The following is a 19073-nucleotide window of genomic DNA, read 5'->3' as shown; positions in this document are numbered from 1 at the left end:
TCAGTCCTTTCGGGAAGGGACGACGAAACCGTGTGCAGTCAGGTCGTAGCGGAAGTGTTCATGCGGACGGACGTCGTCGACGCCACCGCTGGTCCAGGGATTGCAGCGGAGGATGCGCCATGCCGAGAGCACCGCCCCCTTCACCGCGCCGTGCTGCTGCACCGCACCTACAGCGTAGGCGGAACAGCTGGGGTAGTACGCACAGACATCTCCGTACATCGGGGAGATGACCTTGCGGTACGCCGTGAGGAACCCCAGCACCAGATTGCGGGGGATCACGGGGATGCTGCGAACGAGGTCTCGTGTGTGCAGGTGTGCGTTCCCGACGGAAGAGGCGGGCAGCGCGGTCATGCCGACACCGCGGGCTGCACGGGTGCGAGTCTGCTCAGACACCGATCGACATCGGCGCGGAGTTCCGCGAACGACGCGGTCGCCGACGCAGGAAGGGCACGGATGACGACATCCGTGCCCTCGGGAACGCGCTGCAGCGCCTCCGCGCACACGGCTTTGAGTCGCCGACGCACGGTGTTGCGGACCACAGCGGTGCCCACCTGCTTGCTGATGATGAATCCGAACCTTGCGGCTCTGCTCTCGCCCGTCGTCAGCATCGAGGTGATGACGCGCGCCCCGCCACAACGGGATCCGCGTCGAACGACCAGACGGTAGTCGCTCCCGCGGGTCAGCCGATACGGGCGGGCGAGCACAGTGGACTACGCAGAGAGCTCGGTGCGGCCCTTCGCACGGCGGGCAGCGAGGATGCCGCGGCCGGCACGCGTGCGCATGCGGGCACGGAAGCCGTGCTTCTTGGCGCGACGACGGTTGTTGGGCTGGAAAGTGCGCTTGCTCATGGAATCACTCCGGGAATGCTGCCACCGGATTCACTTCGACCGGAGACATGGGGAACTGCCGAAAAAGGCATAAGTCAACCGACTTAGGGTACGTCTTACCGGCGCACAGAGCAAATCTGCGCGCTTCCGTGGTGGGACACCGGCACGAACCGCACAGCCATTATCCACAACCGGGGCGCGCCCGGCGAGTACAACACGCGCGCGTATTTTCAAGGGCAGGTTGCCGTTCACAGCCGCGATGACTACCGTGGCATCCTAAGTTATCCACAGGGGCACGGTACGTCGACCCCGCCTCGATTCCTCGTCCGGAGCGTCATGTCATCACCTGCCCAGCCCGACGTCCCGATCTGGACCACGGTGCAGGAGCTTCTGGTCGATGATGATCGCGTCACTCCCCAGCTGCAGGGATTCCTGAGTCTGGCCGTCCCGGCCGGCGTCATGTCCGCGACGCTGTACCTCGAGGTGCCGAACGATCTGACGGCCGCTCAGATCAACAAGCGTCTCCGGCTGCCGATCATGGAAGCCCTCTCCCACATCGGCGATGAGGTCACCTCCTATCGGGTCGTGGTCAACCACGAGCTCGCCGAGCAGCAGGCGGCTCCGATCGCGGTCGGCGACTTCGGACGGCACGAGCAGGTCCGCGTGGAGTCCCCGATGGAGCAGCCGACACAGCTGCGCCACGAATCGCGACTCAACCCGAAGTACACGTTCGACAACTTCGTGATCGGCCAGTCCAACCGCTTCGCACACGCCGCGGCCGTCGCTGTGGCCGAAGCCCCGGCGAAGGCCTACAACCCGCTCTTCATCTACGGCGACTCCGGACTCGGGAAGACGCACCTCCTCCACGCAATCGGAGACTATGCGCAGTCCCTCTACGCCGGGGTCAAGGTTCGTTACGTATCGAGTGAGGAGTTCACCAACGACTTCATCAACTCGATCGCGAACAACCGTGGCGCCGCGTTCCAGGCCAGGTACCGCGACGTCGACATCCTCCTGATCGACGACATCCAGTTCCTCCAGGGCCGTGCGGAGACGCAAGAAGCCTTCTTCCACACGTTCAACACGCTGCACGATCACAACAAGCAGGTCGTGATCACCAGCGACGTAGCCCCGAAGCACCTGACCGGATTCGAGGATCGGATGCGGAGCCGCTTCGAGTGGGGTCTGATCACCGACGTCCAGGCGCCGGACCTCGAGACACGCATCGCAATCCTCCGGAAGAAGGCGCAGAGCGAGGCACTGCACATCCCGGACGAGGTCCTGGAGTACATCGCGACCGTCGTCTCGTCGAACATCCGCGAGCTCGAGGGCGCCCTCATCCGGGTGTCGGCCTTCGCCAGCCTGAACCGGTCGGCGCTTGACATCTCGCTTGCTCAGACCGTGCTCCGCGACATCATCGACACGGCCGAGGACAACATCATCTCGCCGACCGACATCATCACGGCCACCGCACAGTACTTCAAGCTCACGGTGGACGACCTCTACGGTTCCAGTCGGTCGCAGCAGATCGCCACCGCTCGTCAGATCGCCATGTACCTCTGTCGAGAGCGGACCAGCCTGTCCCTGCCGAAGATCGGTCAGTTGTTCGGCAACCGTGACCACACCACCGTCATGTACGCCTACAAGAAGATCAGCGAGCTCATGAAGGAACGCCGCTCGATCTACAACCAGGTCACCGAGATCACCACGCAGCTCGGTCGTCGCTGAAGCCGCGAGCACGCACGAGGGGGACTCGGCATCCGAAGGGGTGCGGAGTCCCCCTTTCCGCGTCTTGACAGGGCGGCGAGCCGTCCGATAAATGCTTCTATGCACATGTGGATAACTTGTGGATGACTGCCATCCAGATCGGGACGGATGTGGGTCAATCGGGCAAACCTGTGGATAACTGTGGAGGAGCCACCGCACCCCCAGTGGGCCCTAGCACCCGGATTCCTCAGGGATTCCACAACTGACAAGCTTGTAGTTCCTTACTCGCTCTTGCTATCCACCGAGTTATCCACAGTATCCACAGCTGTTAACACCGTTAAGGAGTTAAGTCTTTCAAGGCGCGATCCCATCACCAGACGGTGGGGAGAACCGTCGAACGAATGACAAGAACTCCGGCGTAGGGAACAAGCCGGACTGGGGGCTAGCATGGGAAGCCCTGCACCGGCAGGGCCGACGACAACGCGTCACAGTTCGACGACAAGGGAGCACCAGTGAGGTTTCAGGTCAACCGCGATGTCTTCAGCGAGGCTGTCTCGTTCGTCGTCAAGCTTCTGCCGCAGCGCAATCCGCAGCCGATCTTGGCGGGAGTGCTGATCGAGGCAGACGGATCCGGACTCACGCTCTCGGCATTCGACTACGAGGCTTCTGCCCGCACCACGATCGAAGCCACCGTCGACACACCGGGCACGATCCTCGTGCACGGTCGGCTTCTCTCCGACATCGCCAGCCGCCTCCCGAACGCTCCGATCGAGATCGCGGTCGAGGAAGACGGCGGCATCGCCGTCACCTGCGGCTCCGCTCGCTTCACCCTGGCTGCCATGCCGGTCGAGGAATACCCGTCGATCCCCGAGGTGAGCGGATCGTCCGGCGTCGTTCCCGCCGATGACTTCGGAACGGCGATCTCGCAGGTCGGTTTCGCCGCATCTCGCGACGACGTCACCCCCGTGCTCACGGGTGTGCAGCTCGAGGTCTCCGGTCACAGCCTCAGCCTGGTCGCCACCGACCGCTACCGCGTATCGCTCCGCGACGTGCCGTGGGACGGCGAATCCGTCGAGGCGACCGCACTGGTTCCGGCGCGAACGCTGCTCGAGGTCGGCAAGACCTTCGGCCACGCCGGCACCATCCAGATCGCCTTCTCCGGGGCGGGGGACCGCGAGATCATCGCCTTCACCGCCGGCAACAAGACCGTCACGTCGTTGCTGATCAAGGGCAACTTCCCGCCGGTCCGCCGACTCTTCCCCGAGCAGACCGATCACTACGCGGTCGTCAACACCGCTGATCTGGTCGAGGCCGTGCGGCGTGTGTCGCTCGTGCTCGACCGCGCGGCACCGCTGCGTTTCACGTTCTCGAACGACAGCGTGACGATGGATGCGTCAGGCAGCGAGCACGCCAGGGCCTCCGAGTCGGTCGATGCGATCCTCTCGGGCGGCGAAGAGGTCACGCTCGGCCTGAACCCGCAGTACTTGATCGAGGCGCTCGGTGCGGTGAAGAGCGAGTTCGTCCGCGTGACCTTCACATCGAGTGACAACGCGAACAAGCTCAGCCCGGTGCTCATCACGAGCCAGACTTCGGTCGATCAGGCCGGTCTCGATTCGTTCAAGTACCTTCTTCAGCCGAACCTCCTCCTCCGCTGATCGGCAAGGCACGCAGTCGTCGAGCGCAGCGAGACGCCGTCCCCCCTCTTCCGTAACGGTCCCGGAGCTCGAGCCGTAAGACGATCCACGGAACCGTCGCAGGGGGCGATGCTCCCGGAGCGAGCATCGGGAGGGGCCCACGAAGTGGGAGGGAACCCTCTCTGCGAGCGAAGGGTGCGTCGTCGCCTGCGACCCACAAGCACCAAAACCAGAGAAGAACAAGTGTCAGACCCCGAAGGTAGGCTGACTCCGTGATTGTGGAGCACCTGAGTCTGGTCGATTTCCGCAATTACGCGACCGCCGAACTGGCGCTTCACCGCGGTCCCAATGTGCTGGTCGGTCGGAACGGGCAGGGCAAGACGAATCTGGCCGAGGCCGTGGTCTTCCTCGCCACTCTCGGCTCGCACCGGGTGTCGTCGGATGCGCCGATGGTGCGCGACGGTCAGGAGTTCGCGGTCATCCGAGCACGGCTTTCTCATGGCGAGCGTCGCGTGCTCGCCGAGGTCCAGGTGAACCGGCAGGGGTCGAACAAGGCCCGCATCAACGGATCGCCGTCGAAGCCGAACGAGCTTCCGCGCTACGCGCATGTCGTGCTCTTCGCCCCGGAGGATCTGCAGATCGTGCGGGGCGATCCGTCGGCTCGTCGTCGATTCGTGGATCAGCTCCTCATCCAGCGCATTCCTCGAATCTCGGCGGTGCTCGCGGACTACGACCGTGTGCTCAAGCAGCGCAACGCTCTGCTGAAGTCGGCGCGAGCGCGCGGCATCCGTGGGGAGGGGTTGAGCACGCTCGATGTCTGGGACGACAAGCTCGTCGCCCTCGGTTCCGAGATCATCACGGCGCGGCAGCGGCTGGCAGCGGATCTTCAGCAACCCGTGGCCGACGCGTACGAGGCCATCGCCGGCGCCGACCATCGTCCGCAGTTGGAGTGGGCGCTTTCGGTCAGCGGCGGGGATCCGGAGGAGGACGACGACATGACGGGTGCCGACGAGGCGTCCTCTCTCGGCAAACTCGGCGACACACAGCGCATCGCCGAGATGTTCCGCGCATCGCTGGCGGCGAAGCGGTCGAAGGAGATCGATCGCGGTCTCACACTCACGGGCCCGCACCGCGACGACCTGGTGCTGCGCGTGCGCGATCTCCCCGTGAAGGGGTACGCCTCGCACGGTGAATCGTGGTCGGTGGCACTCGCGCTCCGGCTGGCGTCGGCCGAGCTGCTGCGCAGCGAATCTCCCGCCGGCGATCCGGTCCTGATCCTCGACGACGTGTTCGCCGAACTCGATGCCGACCGGCGGCAGCGGCTCGCCGCCCTCACTGCCGGATATGAGCAGGTCGTGGTCACGGCCGCCGTGGAGGAGGATATCCCCGAGGTGCTGCATGCTCACGTCGTGCGGATCAGCGCCGGGACGATCAGCGACGAACGGGAGGCAGCGGATGACTGACGCCGCATCGACTCCGCCGGCCGACGTGCCGGAGACCGTGGGCACATACCTGCGCCTGCGCGGGCTGCAGCCGAGCTCGAAGAGCTGGAAGCGCAAGCGCCGCATCGTCTCCGACGACGACAACGCTCCGTTCACCCCCGGACGCGACCCGGGTGCTCTCGGCGCGGTGCTCGACAAGCTGAGTCGGGATTCCGGCTGGCAGATCACGCTGGCCCGCGAGGACCTGGTCCGGCAGTGGGCCGATCTGGCCGGCGCCGACACTGCGAAGCACTCCGAGCCGGTGTCTCTGGAGCGTGGATTGCTCACGGTGAAGTGCGACTCGACGGCGTGGGCGAAGAACCTCCAGTTCATGCGCGCGACCATTCTCACGGAGATCGGTCGTCGCTATCCGGATGCGGGTGTCGAGAACCTCCGCTTCATCGGACCGGACGTCCCCTCCTGGAAATGGGGTCCCAGAGTCGTTCCAGGGCGGGGCCCGCGCGACACCTACGGGTAGGACACCACGAATGGGGTCCACAACGCTCAGAGGGCCACACACGGCCGTTGAGCGGCATTTCCCGACGAAACCCCGCTAGAATGGGAGTTCGTGATATCGATGTGGAGAATGCCCTCTGATGACGCCTGAATCCCCTGCTGACGAGACGGAATCCAACACCGGGGGCACCCCCGACCCCGTCGACGGGTCCGAGACCACGAGCAACACGATCTCCCCCAAGATCAAGCAGCCCGGCGAGTACGGCGCCGACTCGATCCAGATCCTCGAGGGCCTCGAGGCCGTGCGCAAGCGCCCCGGTATGTACATCGGTTCCACCGGTCCGCGCGGTCTGCACCACCTGGTCTACGAGATCGTCGACAACTCGGTCGATGAAGCACTCGCCGGTTATGCCGACACGATCCTCGTGACGATGCTCGCCGACGGCGGCGTTCGCGTGGTCGACAACGGTCGCGGCATCCCGGTCGATCCGCACTCCTCCGACCCGAACAAGTCGACGGTCGAGGTCGTGCTGACGATCCTGCACGCCGGTGGAAAGTTCGGCGGCGGCGCCTACGCCGTCTCCGGTGGTCTGCACGGCGTCGGCTCCTCTGTGGTGAACGCGCTGTCGACCCGGTTCGACGTGGAGGTCAAGCAGAAGGGATTCGTCTGGCGGCACTCCTTCGCCGAGGGCGGCATCCCGCAGCAGAAGCTCGAGAAGGGCGAGGCGACCGACGAGACCGGAACCAGCATCACGTTCTGGCCCGATGCGTCGATCTTCACCGAATCGATCGACTTCGACTACGACACGCTGCGCACGCGCTTCCAGCAGATGGCGTTCCTCAACAAGGGACTGCGTATCGAGCTGCGGGACGAGCGCGAGTCCTCCGCCTACGAGGTGGAGGAAGACGGCTCGACCGTCACGAAGCAGCCCGGCGATGTGTTCTTCTACGAGCGCGGCCTCGTCGACTACGTCGAGTACCTCAACAAGGTGCGTCACGCCGAGGTCGTGAACGACGAGATCATCGCGTTCGAGTCCGAGGACACGCAGCGCAAGATCTCTCTCGAGATCGCGATGCAGTGGACCACCTCGTACACCGAGAACGTCTTCACCTACGCGAACACGATCAACACCCACGAGGGTGGAACGCACGAAGAGGGATTCCGTGCCGCCCTGACAACTTTGGTGAACAGATACGCCAGGGCGAACAACATCCTCAAGGAGAAGGACGACAACCTCTCCGGCGACGACGTGCGCGAGGGGCTGACGGCAGTCATCTCGATCAAGCTGGGCGAGCCGCAGTTCGAGGGTCAGACCAAGACCAAGCTCGGCAACACCGAGGCCAAGGCTTTCGTGCAGAAGGTCGTGGGCGACCAGCTCGGAGACTGGTTCGAGCGCAACCCGGTCCAGGCGAAGAACATCATCCGCAAGGCTCTCGACGCGGCGACCGCTCGCCTCGCCGCCCGCAAGGCTCGTGAGACCGCGCGTCGCAAGAGCGTGTTCGAGTCGGCAGCCATGCCCGACAAACTCAAGGACTGCACGAGCAAGGATCCTTCGATCAGCGAGATCTTCCTCGTCGAGGGTGACTCGGCCGGTGGTTCCGCGGTGCAGGGTCGCGACCCGCACACGCAGGCGATCCTGGCTCTCCGAGGCAAGATCCTCAACGTCGAGCGCGCACGCCTCGACAAGGCTCTGGGCAACAAGGAAGTCCAGGCGATGATCCAGGCCTTCGGCACGGGTATCGGCGAAGAGTTCGACATCGAGAAGGCGCGCTACCACAAGATCGTGCTGATGGCGGATGCCGACGTCGACGGCCAGCACATCACCACGCTGCTGCTCACGCTGCTGTTCCGCTACATGCGTGGACTCATCGAGGCCGGTTTCGTGTACCTCGCGATGCCGCCGCTGTATCGCCTGAAGTGGTCGAACTCCGCGCACGAGTACGTGTTCAGCGACGCCGAGCGCGACGCTCTGCTCAAGCACGGTCTCGACAACGGCAAGCGCATCCCGAAGGATGCCGGCATCCAGCGCTACAAGGGTCTCGGTGAGATGAACCCGAAGGAGCTGTGGGAGACGACGATGGATCACACCACGCGCACCCTGCAGCAGATCACCATCGAGGACGCCGCCGCCGCCGACGAGATCTTCAGCGTGCTGATGGGTGAAGACGTCGAGTCCCGACGCAGCTTCATCCAGCGCAACGCCAAGGACGTCCGCTTCCTCGACATCTGACGCCCCACGGGCTCAGACCAGATGTGTGACAGAGAGATTGATTGATGACTGACGAAGAACGCACCGAGCCGGAACACGACCACGGCAAGATCGACCAGGTCGACCTCCAGTTCGAGATGCAGCGCAGCTACCTCGACTACGCCATGGCGGTCATCGTCGGGCGTGCCCTCCCCGACGTGCGCGACGGCCTCAAGCCCGTGCACCGTCGTGTGATCTACGGCATGTACGACGGAGGGTTCCGCCCCGACAAGTCGTTCTCGAAGTGCGCCCGTGTGGTGGGCGAGGTCATGGGTCAGTACCACCCGCACGGCGACTCGGCGATCTACGACGCCCTCGTGCGACTGGTGCAGCCGTGGTCGCTGCGGTACCCGCTGGCTCTCGGCCAGGGCAACTTCGGCTCCCCCGGCAACATGGGGGCGGCGGCTCCGCGATACACCGAGACCAAGATGGCCCCGCTCGCGCTCGAGATGGTGCGCGACATCGAAGAGGACACGGTCGACTTCACCGACAACTACGACGGTCAGACCCAGGAGCCGACGGTCCTCCCGGCCCGCTTCCCGAACCTGCTCGTCAACGGATCGGTCGGCATCGCGGTCGGTATGGCCACGAATATCCCGCCGCACAACCTGCGCGAGGTCTCGGCCGCCGCGCTCTGGGCGCTCGACAACCCCGGGATCTCCCGTGAGGAGCTGCTCGACGGTCTGATCCAGCGCGTGCCCGGTCCGGACTTCCCGACCGGTGCGCAGATCCTCGGCACCAAGGGCATCCACGAGGCGTACCGCACCGGCCGCGGCTCGATCACGATGCGCGCGGTCGTCAACGTCGAAGAGATCCAGGGCCGCACCTGCCTCGTCATCACCGAGTTGCCCTACCAGGTCAACCCCGACAACGTCGCGGTGAAGATCGGCGACCTCGCCCGCGACGGCAAGATCACCGGCATCGCCGACATCCGCGACGAGTCGTCCGACCGCACCGGTCAGCGTCTGGTCGTCGTGCTCAAGCGCGACGCGGTCGCGAAGGTCGTGCTCAACAACCTCTACAAGCACACGCAGCTGCAGGAGAACTTCGGCGCGAACATGCTCGCGATCGTCGACGGCGTGCCGCGTACGCTCGCGATCGACGGTTTCATCACGCACTGGATCACCCACCAGATCGAGGTGATCGTCCGGCGCACGGAGTTCCGACTGCGCGAGGCCGAGAAGCGCATGCACATCCTGCGCGGATACCTGAAGGCGCTCGACGCGCTCGACGAGGTCATCGCGCTCATCCGCCGGTCGCAGACCACGGCGGATGCGAACGAGGGACTCCAGAAGCTCCTCGACATCGACGAGATCCAGGCCGAGGCGATCCTGCAGATGCAGCTGCGCCGACTGGCGGCGCTCGAGCGTCAGAAGATCATCGACCAGGCGAACGAGCTCGAGGCTCAGATCACCGACTACAAGTCGATCCTCGCCGACGAGGGTCGCCAGCGCACCATCATCCGTGAAGAGCTGACGGGGATCGTCGACCGCTTCGGCGACGAGCGCCGCACGCACATCCTGCACGGCTTCGACGGCGACGTCTCGATGGAGGACCTCATCGCCGAAGAGGAGATGGTCGTCACCGTCACGCGCGAGGGCTACATCAAGCGCACGCGCAGCGACAACTACCGCTCCCAGCACCGCGGCGGCAAGGGCGTCAAGGGCGCGCAGCTTCGTGCGAACGACATCGTCGAGCACTTCTTCGTGACGACGACGCACCACTGGCTGCTCTTCTTCACCGACAAGGGTCGCGTCTATCGCGCCAAGACCTATGAGGTGCCGGAGGCCGGGCGCGACGCCAAGGGTATGCACGTCGCGAACCTGCTGGCCCTGCAGCCGGACGAGAGCATCGCCCAGGTGCTCGACATCCGCGACTACGAGGTCGCCGACTACCTGGTGCTGGCCACGCGAGAGGGCCTGGTCAAGAAGACCCGCCTCGAGGCGTACGACACCAACCGCCAGGGCGGCGTCATCGCGATCCGTCTGAACGACGAGGACGAGCTGGTCAGTGCGCTCCTCGTGAACGCCGAGGACGACATCCTCCTCATCAGCCGTCGCGGCATGTCGGTGCGCTTCGAGGCGACCGACGAGGCGCTGCGTCCGATGGGGCGAGCCACAGCCGGTGTGCGGGGCATGAAGTTCAAGATCGACGAGGACTGCCTGCTGTCGGCGTCGGTCGCCGCCCCCGGGAAGTTCGTGTTCATCGTCACCGACGGCGGTTACGCGAAGCGCACCGCGGTCGAGGAATACCGGGTCCAGGGACGCGGTGGAACAGGCATCAAGGTCGCCAAGTTGAACGATGATCGGGGCACTCTCGCGGGTGGTCTGATCGTCGCCGAGGACGACGAGGTCTTGGTGGTTCTCTCCAGCGGCAAGGTGGTACGCTCTGCCGTGGCCGAGGTCCCTGCGAAGGGTCGAGACACCATGGGAGTGGTGTTCGCCCGGACGACGGAGGCCGACCGCATCCTCGCCATCGCCCGTAATGGCGAGCGTGGCCTCGCTGAAGACGAGGCGGATGCGGAGGATGCCGAGACCCAGGCACCTGAGACGACAGAGACCCCCGAGGATACAGACGCATGAGTACAGTGGCCGACAAGCTGGCGAAGAAGTCGACACGCAAGACCAGTGGCAAGCAGGTCCGCCTGCGTCTGGTCTACGTCGACTTCTGGTCGGCCGTGAAGCTCTCGTTCCTCGGAGCGGTCGCTCTCGCCGTCGTCACGATGGTGGCGTTCTTCCTGATCTTCCTGGTGCTCCAGGCGACCGGGATCATGAAGACCGCCGAGGGCTTCCTGCTCGGCATCACCGGCAACGAGTTCGTGCTGTCGGAGGTCGTGGGCCTGCCGCAGGTCATGGCGTTCGCCGCGGTCGTGGCGATCCTGAACCTGATCGTCTTCACGGTGCTCGGCGCCGTCGTCGCCGGAATCTACAACCTCGCGGTGAAGGTGACCGGCGGACTGCTCGTCGGTTTCATGTCGAACTGATCCTCGGTCTTCGAACCGGATTCACGAAGGGCGGATGCTACGGCATCCGCCCTTCGTCGTCCTTCGGGACCCTCGGGATCAGACGACGCCGGTCGTTCCGAGGAGCGTGCCGATCAGCCAGGTCGCGGCGAGAGCGAGCGCCCCGCCGATGACCAGCCGGATCGATGCCCGCAGCGGGGGTGATCCGCCGATCCTGGCAGACACCGCGCCGGTGATCGCGAGGGCGATCAAGACGGCGACGAAGGTGACGGGAACACGCCATTCCGGCGCTGGCAGCAGGATGGCGAGCAGCGGGAGCAGCGCGCCGAGGGTGAAGGCGACCGCCGAGGAGATCGCCGCGTGCCACGGATTGACCAAGTCGTTCTGGTCGATGCCCAGCTCGACCTCCAGGTGGGCGGAGAGCGCGTCGTGTGCGGTGAGCTCCTCGGCGACCCGACGCGCCGTCTCCTCGGAGAGGCCGCGGTCGCGATAGAGACCCGTGAGTTCGGCGAGTTCCGCGGTCGGCATCGTGCGCAGCTCTTCCCTCTCCTTCGCGATCAGAGCGCGTTCGCTGTCGCGCTGGCTGCTGACCGACACGTACTCCCCGAGCGCCATCGAGATCGCCCCGCCGACGAGTCCGGCGATCCCCGCGGTGAGGAGTGCGGCGTTGTCGGTCGTCGCGCCGGCCACGCCCACGACGAGCGAGGCGACCGAGACGATTCCGTCATTCGCGCCGAGCACTCCTGCGCGCAACCAGTTCAGTCGCTGGCCGAGACCTGCGCCGTGAGGTTCTCCTTCGTGGGCTGTCATGCAGCCAGTGAACCAGACCGTGCGTTCGATAGGGGCGGAAAGCACCCGCGTTCGTTTACGGAAAACCCGAAGCGCAGTGTCCGGTTGACTCGGTGTCGTGCGTGTCGGCCCCGCCGTACCTTGGAACCATGACCACTCAGACTGCGACCCCGGCTCCCGCAACGGCGGTGAAGCCGCCGTTGCGCATCTTCCTCACGATCCTGCATCTCGCAGGCGTCGGCGCGCTCGGCGGCGCCATCTTCGGCATGCTCGGCGGGCTTCTCGGCACCGGACTCGGACTCCTCTTCGTCGCCGGCATCGGCCTCGTGCTCCTCGTCGGCCTCGTGTACGCCCTGTACGGACTCGGCTGGTTCGAGGTCGCCCGTGTCGGCGCTCTCTACCGCGCGCCCATCAGTCCTTTGCGACCGCAGCGGCGTGATCGCCCCGGATTCGGCGGCTGGCTGCGCTCCCTCGGACGCCAGGCGATCGACCCCCGCATGTGGCGCGCGGTCGCGAACTTCGCGATCTCGGCCGTGCTCGGCTTCATCGTGCTGCGGCTCGCCTGGAGCCTCGTCTGGTCGATCATCATCTCCTTCGCCCCGCTCACGGCAGCGGACACGGTGATGGGACCCTTCGGCGGCGGAGGCATCCCTGTCGCCTGGGCGCCGCTGGTCGGCATCCTCGGCATCGCGGCCTCGGTGGTCGGGATGATCGGGCTGGCCCTGCTGCACCGCACGCTCTCTCTGGCGATCGTGGTCCGCAGCAAGGAGACGGAGCTCACCGAACGCGTCCGCACCTCGACCGCACAGCGAGAGGGCGCGGTGCGTGCCGCCGACGTGGAGCGCACGCGCATCGAGCGCGACCTGCATGACGGCGTGCAGCCGCGGCTCGTCTCGGTCGGTATGACGCTCGGGCTCGCGCAGCAGAAGATCGACAGCGACCCGGAGACCGCGAAGGAACTCATCAACGAGGCGCACACCTCCACCAAGGCGGCCATCACCGAGCTGCGGCAGCTCGCCCGCGGCATCCACGCCTCCGTGCTCGACGACCGCGGCCTCGACGCGGCGCTGTCGGCACTCGCCGGCCGGTCGCACATCCCCGTGCACCTCGATGTGCGCATGGACGGACGATGCAGCCGCGAGGCCGAGGCGGCCGTGTACTTCTCGATCGCCGAGTCCCTGACCAACGCCGCAAAGCACTCGAGGGCCAGCGAGGCCCGCGTCATCGTGCGGCTCCGCGAGGGGAACACCCTCTGGGCGCGGGTGGAGGACAACGGCATCGGCGGCGCGCAGGTGCAGCCCGGTGGTGGCCTCGACGGCATCGCCAACCGGATCCTCGCCGCGGGTGGAACGTTCCGCCTCGACAGTCCGCAGGGCGGACCGACCAGCCTGGAGGTGAACGTCCCGTGCGCATCCTGATCTGCGAGGACTCGGTCCTGCTGCGAGAAGGTCTCGTCCGTCTGCTCGAGGACGCCGGCCACGAGGTGGTCGCCGCTCTCCCCGACATCGAGGGTCTCGACCAGGCGGTCGCCACCACGGCGCCCGACCTGTGCATCCTGGATGTCCGGCTCCCTCCCACATTCACGGACGAGGGGATCCGCGCCGCGCTCGGACTGCGGTCCACGCATCCGTCGCTCGCCATTCTCGTGCTCTCGCAGTATGTGGAGGAGCGCTACGCCTCCGATCTGATCGCGGCGCAGGGCGGTCCGCTCGGATACCTGCTCAAGGATCGGGTCGCCGACGTCTCGGAGTTCCTCGTCTCGGTGCAGCGCATCTCGGAGGGTGCGACGGTGCTCGACCCCGAAGTGGTGGCGCAGCTGCTCACGCGGCGCAACCGTGACGACAGGATGATGCGTCTCACGGAACGGGAGCGCACCGTGCTCGCCCTGATCGCGGAGGGCAAGTCGAACCAGGCGATCGCCGGTTTGCTGTTCCTCTCGGAGGCCAGTGTCGAGAAGCACATCACGTCCATATTCCAGAAGCTGGGCTTCGAGCAGGACGAGTCGGGCAACCGCCGCGTGCTCGCCGCCCTCGCCCACATCGAGAACACCGGTGGCCCGACGCCGCCGACCGGCCAGACAGGAGTGGCACGATGACCACCGACAACAACGGCGCCGCGGGCGAGCACACCCCGCTCACCCCGCCGCCCGCTTCGCCCCCGCCCGCTTCCGCACCGCAGACGCCGGCACCCCCGACACCCGCCCCGCATGCGGCTCCGACGGCACCCCCGCCCGGGGCTTCGGGCGGTCGCTCCTCGGGTACCACCGCGGTCATGGTCATCACGGCCGTGGTCGGCGGCATCGCCCTGCTCGGCTCCGGGGGAACCGCCGCCGCGGCCGCCGCCGGGAACATCATGTCGTCGAGCCGGCCCGACTCGGTGCAGACCGTGGGCGTGGATGGCATCGAGGGGATCGACGTCGACGCCGACGCCAGCAGCATGCGCGTCGAGTTCGGCGATGTCGAGGAGGCACAGCTCTCCATCACCAACGGCCGCGGCACCGCGTGGACGTTCGACCGCGACGGTGATGAACTGATCGTCCGGAGCCCTGACGGCGTGTTCGGCTGGTGGTTCGGCAACTGGTTCGGCGATGAGGAGATCGCCGTGCTCACCCTGCCGGAGAGCCTGCGCGGTGACGCGCTCGACGCCGACCTCGATCTGGACGCCGGCAGCTTGGATGTCGTGGGCGACTACGGAGTGCTCGACGTCCGGGTCAACGCCGGTGCCCTCGATGTCGAAGGATCGGCCGTCGAGCTCGACGCGGAGATGAACGCCGGTCGCGCCGACATCCTCCTCGACGGGGTCACCCGCGCCGACCTCGGCGTCTCCGCCGGCGACCTCACGGTCGAGCTGACCGGTACGGCGCCGACGCAGACCACGGTCGACGTGAGCGCCGGCACGCTCGATCTGACGGTGCCCGACGTCGAATACGCGATCGCTCAGAACGTCAGCGCCGGCACCTTGAACGCCAAGGTCGACGAGGCCCCGAGTGCGCGGAGGACGATCGACGTGTCGCTCTCCGCGGGCACGGCGACCATCCGCCCGGGCCGCTGAACGTCGTCGAGGGGGAGGACTCTCCCGGGTCCTCCCCCTCGATTCGGTTTTTCCGTGTTTCTCCGGTAAAGTCTTGGAGGTTGACGGGGCTATAGCTCAGGCGGTTAGAGCGCTTCACTGATAATGAAGAGGTCCCAGGTTCAAGTCCTGGTAGCCCCACCCTTTAACTCAAGAAATTCCCTCACGGGGCCTTAGCTCAGTTGGTAGAGCGCCTGCTTTGCAAGCAGGATGTCAGGAGTTCGAATCTCCTAGGCTCCACAGGATCGAGAAGCCCCTGGCACCTGCCGGGGGCTTCTTTCATTGGTCCACGTTTTCTGGCCATCAGGGCGCATCGCCGTCGGGGTTCGAGACCCGACCATAGGCACGGCAGATCTCCGCGAGGTAGGTCAGGGAACCTCTCTCGTCGGGCAGCGGCGACACCGCGGCCAGGGGCTCCACGTCTTCGTTCCATCCGTGCTTCTCGGATCCGGCACCGTTGACCACATCGAACGTACGCTGTTCGATCTCGTGGAGAAGCGAATGGGATCGGTCACCGCTTATCTCGTCGAGCGTCTCCGGAGAGTACCCGGCACCCTCGAGGTAGGCGGACATGAGGGTTCGTGCCGTGTCGGCCCAAGGTTGAAGCTCCGCCGAAGTCGACGGAGAGCGGAACGCTCGTTCATGGATGAGCGTCAATTGCGAGACCATCATCAGAGCGGATTCCCACACGTCCGCCTTCACGTCGGACCAGAAGAAACCGATCGCAGCCGACAGGTAGTACCGGGCCTTGATCACCCAATCCGAAACGTGATCGTAGAGGTCTTCGGGGTGAACGACGACCCCGCGGCTGATGGGCAGCTTGAAGCTGTCGCCCTTGCTCTTGTCGACGTACTGCTTCACGACGAGAGGATCGAAGAAGCGGTAGCGAACGGCTGTGGGCTCGTGGGAGACGACGGCTATCACGAACGTCGGTGTTCCCGCTTGTGCACCGAGCTGCCACGCAGCCGCCGTCTCTCGCGTGATTGCAGGCAAGCTCGTCGTCCTCGTCGTCTTGACCTGCACATGCGCGGTCGAGCCCGACATCGACCAGGACTCATCATCCGCTTCGGGGACCCTGACGGGAAGTTGGACATGGAGGTCGAGACCGAAATCCATGAACGGCAGGAAGTTGACCGCGCATCCGGCCTTGACGAAGACCTCTGCCACGCGAAGCTCGCCGAGCTTTCCCTGCTGGTTGTTCCGGTCGTTTCTTGCCATCAGGGGTGCTCACTTTCGGGTTGGACCCGGACAGATGCCGGGCACGTCTCGTCGTAGGTCTCCTCGATCGAGGTGTAAGGCGACGTCGGGCGTCGCAGCCTCACTCGACCGGACGCAGGTCGCGCAGGATCGTCGCGTGCCGGACGAGGAAGGTTCGCTCGTCGAGCTTCTTGCGGCGCAGCCAACCGGTCACCTCGTCGTTGTGCTTGCTGGCGTTGCAGGAGGCGCAGGCCGGGACGACGTTCTCGAGCGTGTAGCGGCCGCCGTGCGAGATCGGCTGGATGCAGTCGCGCTGCAGCGCGACACCCTCACCGCTGCAATACGCGCAGCCGCCCCACGCATCCATGAGGTCGTGCCACTGTGCGTCGGTGAGGTCGTTGTCGACGCGCGCGAGCCGATTCTTCCGCCGCTTGGCGTATCGCGCACGTGTCGCCGGCGACGCGGTGGCGGAGGAGACCTTGCGGGGGCGGCGCATGGGCTGATGCTACCGCGGTGGAAGAGGGCTCAGCGCCCGCCGCCGCGGAACTTCGCAAAGAAGCGGTCAGCCTCCGTGCGCTGTTCTGCGACGGATGTCACGGTCGCCGGATCCACGGGGGTGAATGTGAAGACGCGGTCCAGTGGACCTGCGGGTCCGAGCCGGTATGCGCTCAGACCACCACCCTGATCGCGCGCCATGCCGCTGGGCGAGACGTCGGCCTGTGCACCGGCGACCCCCAACCGCCACCCGCGCGGGTCGAGCTCTTCGCGCACCAGGCACAGCGCCTCGAAGGCGTCGTTCGCCTGCCGCTCTACAGCGCCGAGCTCTGGGGAGTTGACGACCACCACCCACTGCCAGTCGTCGGTCTGCCACCAGCTGACCCGCACCTCGTGGATGAGACCTCCGTGACTCGCGGCGATCTTCTGGGGACTCTGCGGCTGCATCGGCACGTCGTCCATCAGGAGTCGGCCGCCCGCGCACCTACCGACACGAGCTCGTGCGGCGCGACGTTCAGCCGCTCGCCGCCGTCGGCCGTGACGATCACGATGTCTTCGATGCGCGCGCCCCACTCGCCGGCGAAGTAGATGCCCGGCTCGATGCTGAACGCCATCCCCTCGCGCAGCACGAGGTCGTTGCTAGGCGCGATGTAGGGCTCCTCGTGCACCGAGACGCCGATGCCGTGACCGGTGCGGTGCAGGAATGCCTCGCCGAGTCCCGCCTCGGCGAGCACACTGCGAGCTGCGGCATCCACCTCGGCGGCCGTGGCGCCAGGGCGCACCGCGTCGACAGCCGCCTGCTGCGCCCGCACGAGAACCTCGATGCGTTCGGCCGCTTCCGGGTCGGGGTTGCCGACGACATAGGTCCTCGTGCTGTCGGAGTTGTAGCCGCTCGGCACCGCGCCGCCGATGTCGACCACGACGACGTCGCCCTCCTCGATCACCCGGTCCGAGACCTCGTGGTGCGGGTCGGCGCCGTTCGGGCCCGACCCGACGATCACGAACTCGACGGTACGGTGGCCCTCCGCCACGATGGCCTCGGCGACGTCGGTCGCAACGGCGCGCTCGGTGCGCCCGGCCCGAAGCCACTCGTGCACGCGGCGGTGCACCGCGTCGATCGCGTCTCCGGCTCGGCGCAGCTCGGCGATCTCCTCGGCGTCCTTGATCATGCGTCCCTCGCGAAGCACGGGTGTCGCCAGCTCGAGACGCACGCCGAGACGCTCGCCGATGGGGACGACGTGCAGTGCGGGCAGCGCATCCGAGACACCGGCGCGGGAGACCTCACCCGCGGCCGCGGTCACGAGCCCGTACGGATCTTCGCCGTCGACCCAATCGGCGACCGTCAGCCCCAGCTCGCCGACGGCCGTGGTGCGCACCTTCGCGAGCTCCATCCGTGGCACGACGACCGTCGGAGCGATGTCGGGGCCGATCACCAGGGCGGTCAGCCGCTCGATCGTGTCGCCTTCCACGCCCAGCAGATACTGCAGGTCGGGGCCCGGCCCGACGATGATCGCATCCAGCCCCGATTCGGCGGCGAGGGATGCGGCACGGTCGAGGCGTGCGGCGTACACGGAGGCGGGGAAGGGCAGGGTGCTCACGGTTTCTACGCTACTGCGCGGGTGCCCGCAGCACACCAGGATCCCTGACCCGGGTGCACGACGCGCACCGTTGCTCGCGAGGAGAGTCAGCTGATCGCGAGGCGGATGCGCTCGGCGAGGAACTCGAGGTCGGCCTTGGTGAGATCCGTGACCGCATAGGCGGTCGGCCAGACGTTGCCGTCGTCGAGGTTCGAGATGGGCTCGAAACCGAACGTGCCGTACCGCACCTTGAACTTGCTCGCCGGCTGGAAGAAGCAGAGCACCTTGCCATCGCGACCCCACGCCGGCATCCCGTAGTACGTGCGGGGTACGAGTTCCGGGGCGACCTCGGAGACGAGACCGTGCAGCTTGTTCGACAGAGCCTGGTCTTCGGTGGTCAGCTTCTCGATCGCCTCCTTGATGTCGGCCTCCCCCGCGGCGCGCAGCTCCTCGGGTGACTTCTTCGCGCGCGAGCGTCGGGTGCGGGCCTCCTTCGCGGCGGCCTGCATGGCCTCGCGTTCCTCGGCGCTGAAATTCTTCTCTTTCTCGGCCATGATCGGTCCTCTCGAAGTGCTGCCGTTGTGCGAATCACCCTACGGAGTCCGATCCTCCGTGTGCTTCTCGATTCGT

Annotated in this window: 19 protein-coding genes and 2 tRNA genes; 12 read left to right on the top strand and 9 right to left on the bottom strand. The window is 66.2% G+C overall.

What is annotated here, in order from left to right:
• The 3 genes from yidD to rpmH are packed head-to-tail and all read right to left on the bottom strand — an operon-like array spanning position 1 to position 848.
• Positions 1-351: a membrane protein insertion efficiency factor YidD gene (gene yidD / locus AC6CHX_RS07640; protein WP_136042557.1), complete on the bottom strand. Its 351-nt coding sequence runs from the start codon at positions 349-351 to the stop codon at positions 1-3.
• Entirely contained in the window at positions 348-704 is a 357-nt protein-coding gene (rnpA, locus tag AC6CHX_RS07635; protein WP_136042558.1) for a ribonuclease P protein component, read from the bottom strand. The genes yidD and rnpA overlap by 4 nt, the downstream gene beginning before the upstream one ends.
• 6 nt (positions 705-710) lie before the next feature.
• Complete coding sequence (gene rpmH, locus AC6CHX_RS07630; RefSeq protein ID WP_013584598.1) at positions 711-848, bottom strand: 50S ribosomal protein L34; 138 nt, start codon at positions 846-848, stop codon at positions 711-713.
• Between the two features lie 315 nt (positions 849-1163).
• Between rpmH and dnaA the strand changes: the two genes are divergently transcribed.
• The 7 genes from dnaA (at position 1164) to AC6CHX_RS07595 (ending at position 11337) form a co-directional block, all read left to right on the top strand.
• Positions 1164-2555, top strand: coding sequence for a chromosomal replication initiator protein DnaA (gene dnaA, locus AC6CHX_RS07625; protein WP_136042559.1), 1392 nt, complete (start codon positions 1164-1166; stop codon positions 2553-2555).
• Positions 2556-3046: 491 nt separating this feature from the next.
• On the top strand, positions 3047-4189 hold the full coding sequence (gene dnaN / locus AC6CHX_RS07620; RefSeq protein WP_376101720.1) for a DNA polymerase III subunit beta: 1143 nt from the start codon (positions 3047-3049) through the stop codon (positions 4187-4189).
• A 251-nt stretch (positions 4190-4440) separates the two neighbouring features.
• Complete coding sequence (recF, locus tag AC6CHX_RS07615) at positions 4441-5631, top strand: DNA replication/repair protein RecF (RefSeq protein WP_136042561.1); 1191 nt, start codon at positions 4441-4443, stop codon at positions 5629-5631.
• Entirely contained in the window at positions 5624-6127 is a 504-nt protein-coding gene (locus AC6CHX_RS07610; RefSeq protein WP_136042562.1) for a DciA family protein, read from the top strand. The genes recF and AC6CHX_RS07610 overlap by 8 nt, the downstream gene beginning before the upstream one ends.
• 118 nt (positions 6128-6245) lie before the next feature.
• Positions 6246-8336: a DNA topoisomerase (ATP-hydrolyzing) subunit B gene (gene gyrB / locus AC6CHX_RS07605; RefSeq protein ID WP_452326470.1), complete on the top strand. Its 2091-nt coding sequence runs from the start codon at positions 6246-6248 to the stop codon at positions 8334-8336.
• A 44-nt stretch (positions 8337-8380) separates the two neighbouring features.
• Complete coding sequence (gyrA, locus tag AC6CHX_RS07600) at positions 8381-10936, top strand: DNA gyrase subunit A (RefSeq protein WP_376101728.1); 2556 nt, start codon at positions 8381-8383, stop codon at positions 10934-10936.
• A complete protein-coding gene (locus AC6CHX_RS07595) occupies positions 10933-11337 on the top strand; it encodes a DUF3566 domain-containing protein (RefSeq protein ID WP_029264201.1) in 405 nt (134 codons plus the stop codon). The genes gyrA and AC6CHX_RS07595 overlap by 4 nt, the downstream gene beginning before the upstream one ends.
• Before the next feature lie 78 nt (positions 11338-11415).
• Here the strand turns inward: AC6CHX_RS07595 and AC6CHX_RS07590 are convergent, their stop codons facing one another.
• Positions 11416-12126 (bottom strand): VIT1/CCC1 transporter family protein, encoded by a 711-nt coding sequence (locus AC6CHX_RS07590; protein WP_498272302.1) that lies wholly within the window; start codon positions 12124-12126, stop codon positions 11416-11418.
• A gap of 128 nt (positions 12127-12254) precedes the next feature.
• On the opposite strand from AC6CHX_RS07590, the gene AC6CHX_RS07585 reads away from it, so the two are divergent.
• From AC6CHX_RS07585 to AC6CHX_RS07565, 5 genes are all read left to right on the top strand, one after another.
• The gene (locus tag AC6CHX_RS07585) at positions 12255-13523 is read left to right on the top strand and encodes a sensor histidine kinase (RefSeq protein ID WP_498272301.1); all 1269 of its coding nucleotides are present in this window, start codon (positions 12255-12257) and stop codon (positions 13521-13523) included.
• Positions 13511-14200: a LuxR C-terminal-related transcriptional regulator gene (locus AC6CHX_RS07580; RefSeq protein WP_498272300.1), complete on the top strand. Its 690-nt coding sequence runs from the start codon at positions 13511-13513 to the stop codon at positions 14198-14200. The genes AC6CHX_RS07585 and AC6CHX_RS07580 overlap by 13 nt, the downstream gene beginning before the upstream one ends.
• On the top strand, positions 14197-15156 hold the full coding sequence (locus AC6CHX_RS07575) for a hypothetical protein (RefSeq protein WP_498272299.1): 960 nt from the start codon (positions 14197-14199) through the stop codon (positions 15154-15156). The genes AC6CHX_RS07580 and AC6CHX_RS07575 overlap by 4 nt, the downstream gene beginning before the upstream one ends.
• 85 nt (positions 15157-15241) lie before the next feature.
• Positions 15242-15315, top strand: a tRNA-Ile gene (locus AC6CHX_RS07570).
• A gap of 26 nt (positions 15316-15341) precedes the next feature.
• Positions 15342-15414 (top strand) — tRNA-Ala (locus AC6CHX_RS07565).
• Between the two features lie 63 nt (positions 15415-15477).
• On the opposite strand, the gene AC6CHX_RS07560 is transcribed toward AC6CHX_RS07565, so the two are convergent.
• The 5 genes from AC6CHX_RS07560 to AC6CHX_RS07540 all read right to left on the bottom strand — a co-directional run bounded on the left by AC6CHX_RS07560 (position 15478) and on the right by AC6CHX_RS07540 (position 18997).
• Positions 15478-16392, bottom strand: a complete 915-nt coding sequence (locus AC6CHX_RS07560) for a DUF4365 domain-containing protein (protein WP_498272298.1) — start codon at positions 16390-16392, stop codon at positions 15478-15480.
• Positions 16393-16492: 100 nt separating this feature from the next.
• A complete protein-coding gene (locus AC6CHX_RS07555; RefSeq protein WP_498272297.1) occupies positions 16493-16867 on the bottom strand; it encodes an HNH endonuclease in 375 nt (124 codons plus the stop codon).
• A gap of 29 nt (positions 16868-16896) precedes the next feature.
• Positions 16897-17313: a hypothetical protein gene (locus tag AC6CHX_RS07550; protein WP_498272296.1), complete on the bottom strand. Its 417-nt coding sequence runs from the start codon at positions 17311-17313 to the stop codon at positions 16897-16899.
• A 14-nt stretch (positions 17314-17327) separates the two neighbouring features.
• A complete protein-coding gene (locus tag AC6CHX_RS07545; RefSeq protein WP_498272295.1) occupies positions 17328-18464 on the bottom strand; it encodes a M24 family metallopeptidase in 1137 nt (378 codons plus the stop codon).
• 86 nt (positions 18465-18550) lie between these two features.
• On the bottom strand, positions 18551-18997 hold the full coding sequence (locus AC6CHX_RS07540; RefSeq protein ID WP_498272294.1) for a hypothetical protein: 447 nt from the start codon (positions 18995-18997) through the stop codon (positions 18551-18553).
• Between the last annotated feature and the right edge of the window lie 76 nt (positions 18998-19073).

Source organism: Microbacterium sp. GQ128, assembly GCF_059758615.1.
This window is presented reverse-complemented; position numbering and strand designations above follow the sequence as displayed.

What these genes read in the sequence shown, in the direction of transcription:
- yidD (WP_136042557.1), bottom strand. Translation starts at nt 351, where the DNA reads ATGACCGCGCTGCCCGCCTCTTCCGTCGGGAACGCACACCTGCACACA.
- rpmH (WP_013584598.1), bottom strand. Translation starts at nt 848, where the DNA reads ATGAGCAAGCGCACTTTCCAGCCCAACAACCGTCGTCGCGCCAAGAAG.
- dnaA (WP_136042559.1), top strand. Translation starts at nt 1,164, where the DNA reads ATGTCATCACCTGCCCAGCCCGACGTCCCGATCTGGACCACGGTGCAG.
- AC6CHX_RS07610 (WP_136042562.1), top strand. Translation starts at nt 5,624, where the DNA reads ATGACTGACGCCGCATCGACTCCGCCGGCCGACGTGCCGGAGACCGTG.
- gyrB (WP_452326470.1), top strand. Translation starts at nt 6,246, where the DNA reads ATGACGCCTGAATCCCCTGCTGACGAGACGGAATCCAACACCGGGGGC.
- gyrA (WP_376101728.1), top strand. Translation starts at nt 8,381, where the DNA reads ATGACTGACGAAGAACGCACCGAGCCGGAACACGACCACGGCAAGATC.
- AC6CHX_RS07595 (WP_029264201.1), top strand. Translation starts at nt 10,933, where the DNA reads ATGAGTACAGTGGCCGACAAGCTGGCGAAGAAGTCGACACGCAAGACC.
- AC6CHX_RS07590 (WP_498272302.1), bottom strand. Translation starts at nt 12,126, where the DNA reads ATGACAGCCCACGAAGGAGAACCTCACGGCGCAGGTCTCGGCCAGCGA.
- AC6CHX_RS07585 (WP_498272301.1), top strand. Translation starts at nt 12,255, where the DNA reads ATGACCACTCAGACTGCGACCCCGGCTCCCGCAACGGCGGTGAAGCCG.
- AC6CHX_RS07575 (WP_498272299.1), top strand. Translation starts at nt 14,197, where the DNA reads ATGACCACCGACAACAACGGCGCCGCGGGCGAGCACACCCCGCTCACC.
- AC6CHX_RS07560 (WP_498272298.1), bottom strand. Translation starts at nt 16,392, where the DNA reads ATGGCAAGAAACGACCGGAACAACCAGCAGGGAAAGCTCGGCGAGCTT.
- AC6CHX_RS07555 (WP_498272297.1), bottom strand. Translation starts at nt 16,867, where the DNA reads ATGCGCCGCCCCCGCAAGGTCTCCTCCGCCACCGCGTCGCCGGCGACA.
- AC6CHX_RS07550 (WP_498272296.1), bottom strand. Translation starts at nt 17,313, where the DNA reads ATGCAGCCGCAGAGTCCCCAGAAGATCGCCGCGAGTCACGGAGGTCTC.
- AC6CHX_RS07540 (WP_498272294.1), bottom strand. Translation starts at nt 18,997, where the DNA reads ATGGCCGAGAAAGAGAAGAATTTCAGCGCCGAGGAACGCGAGGCCATG.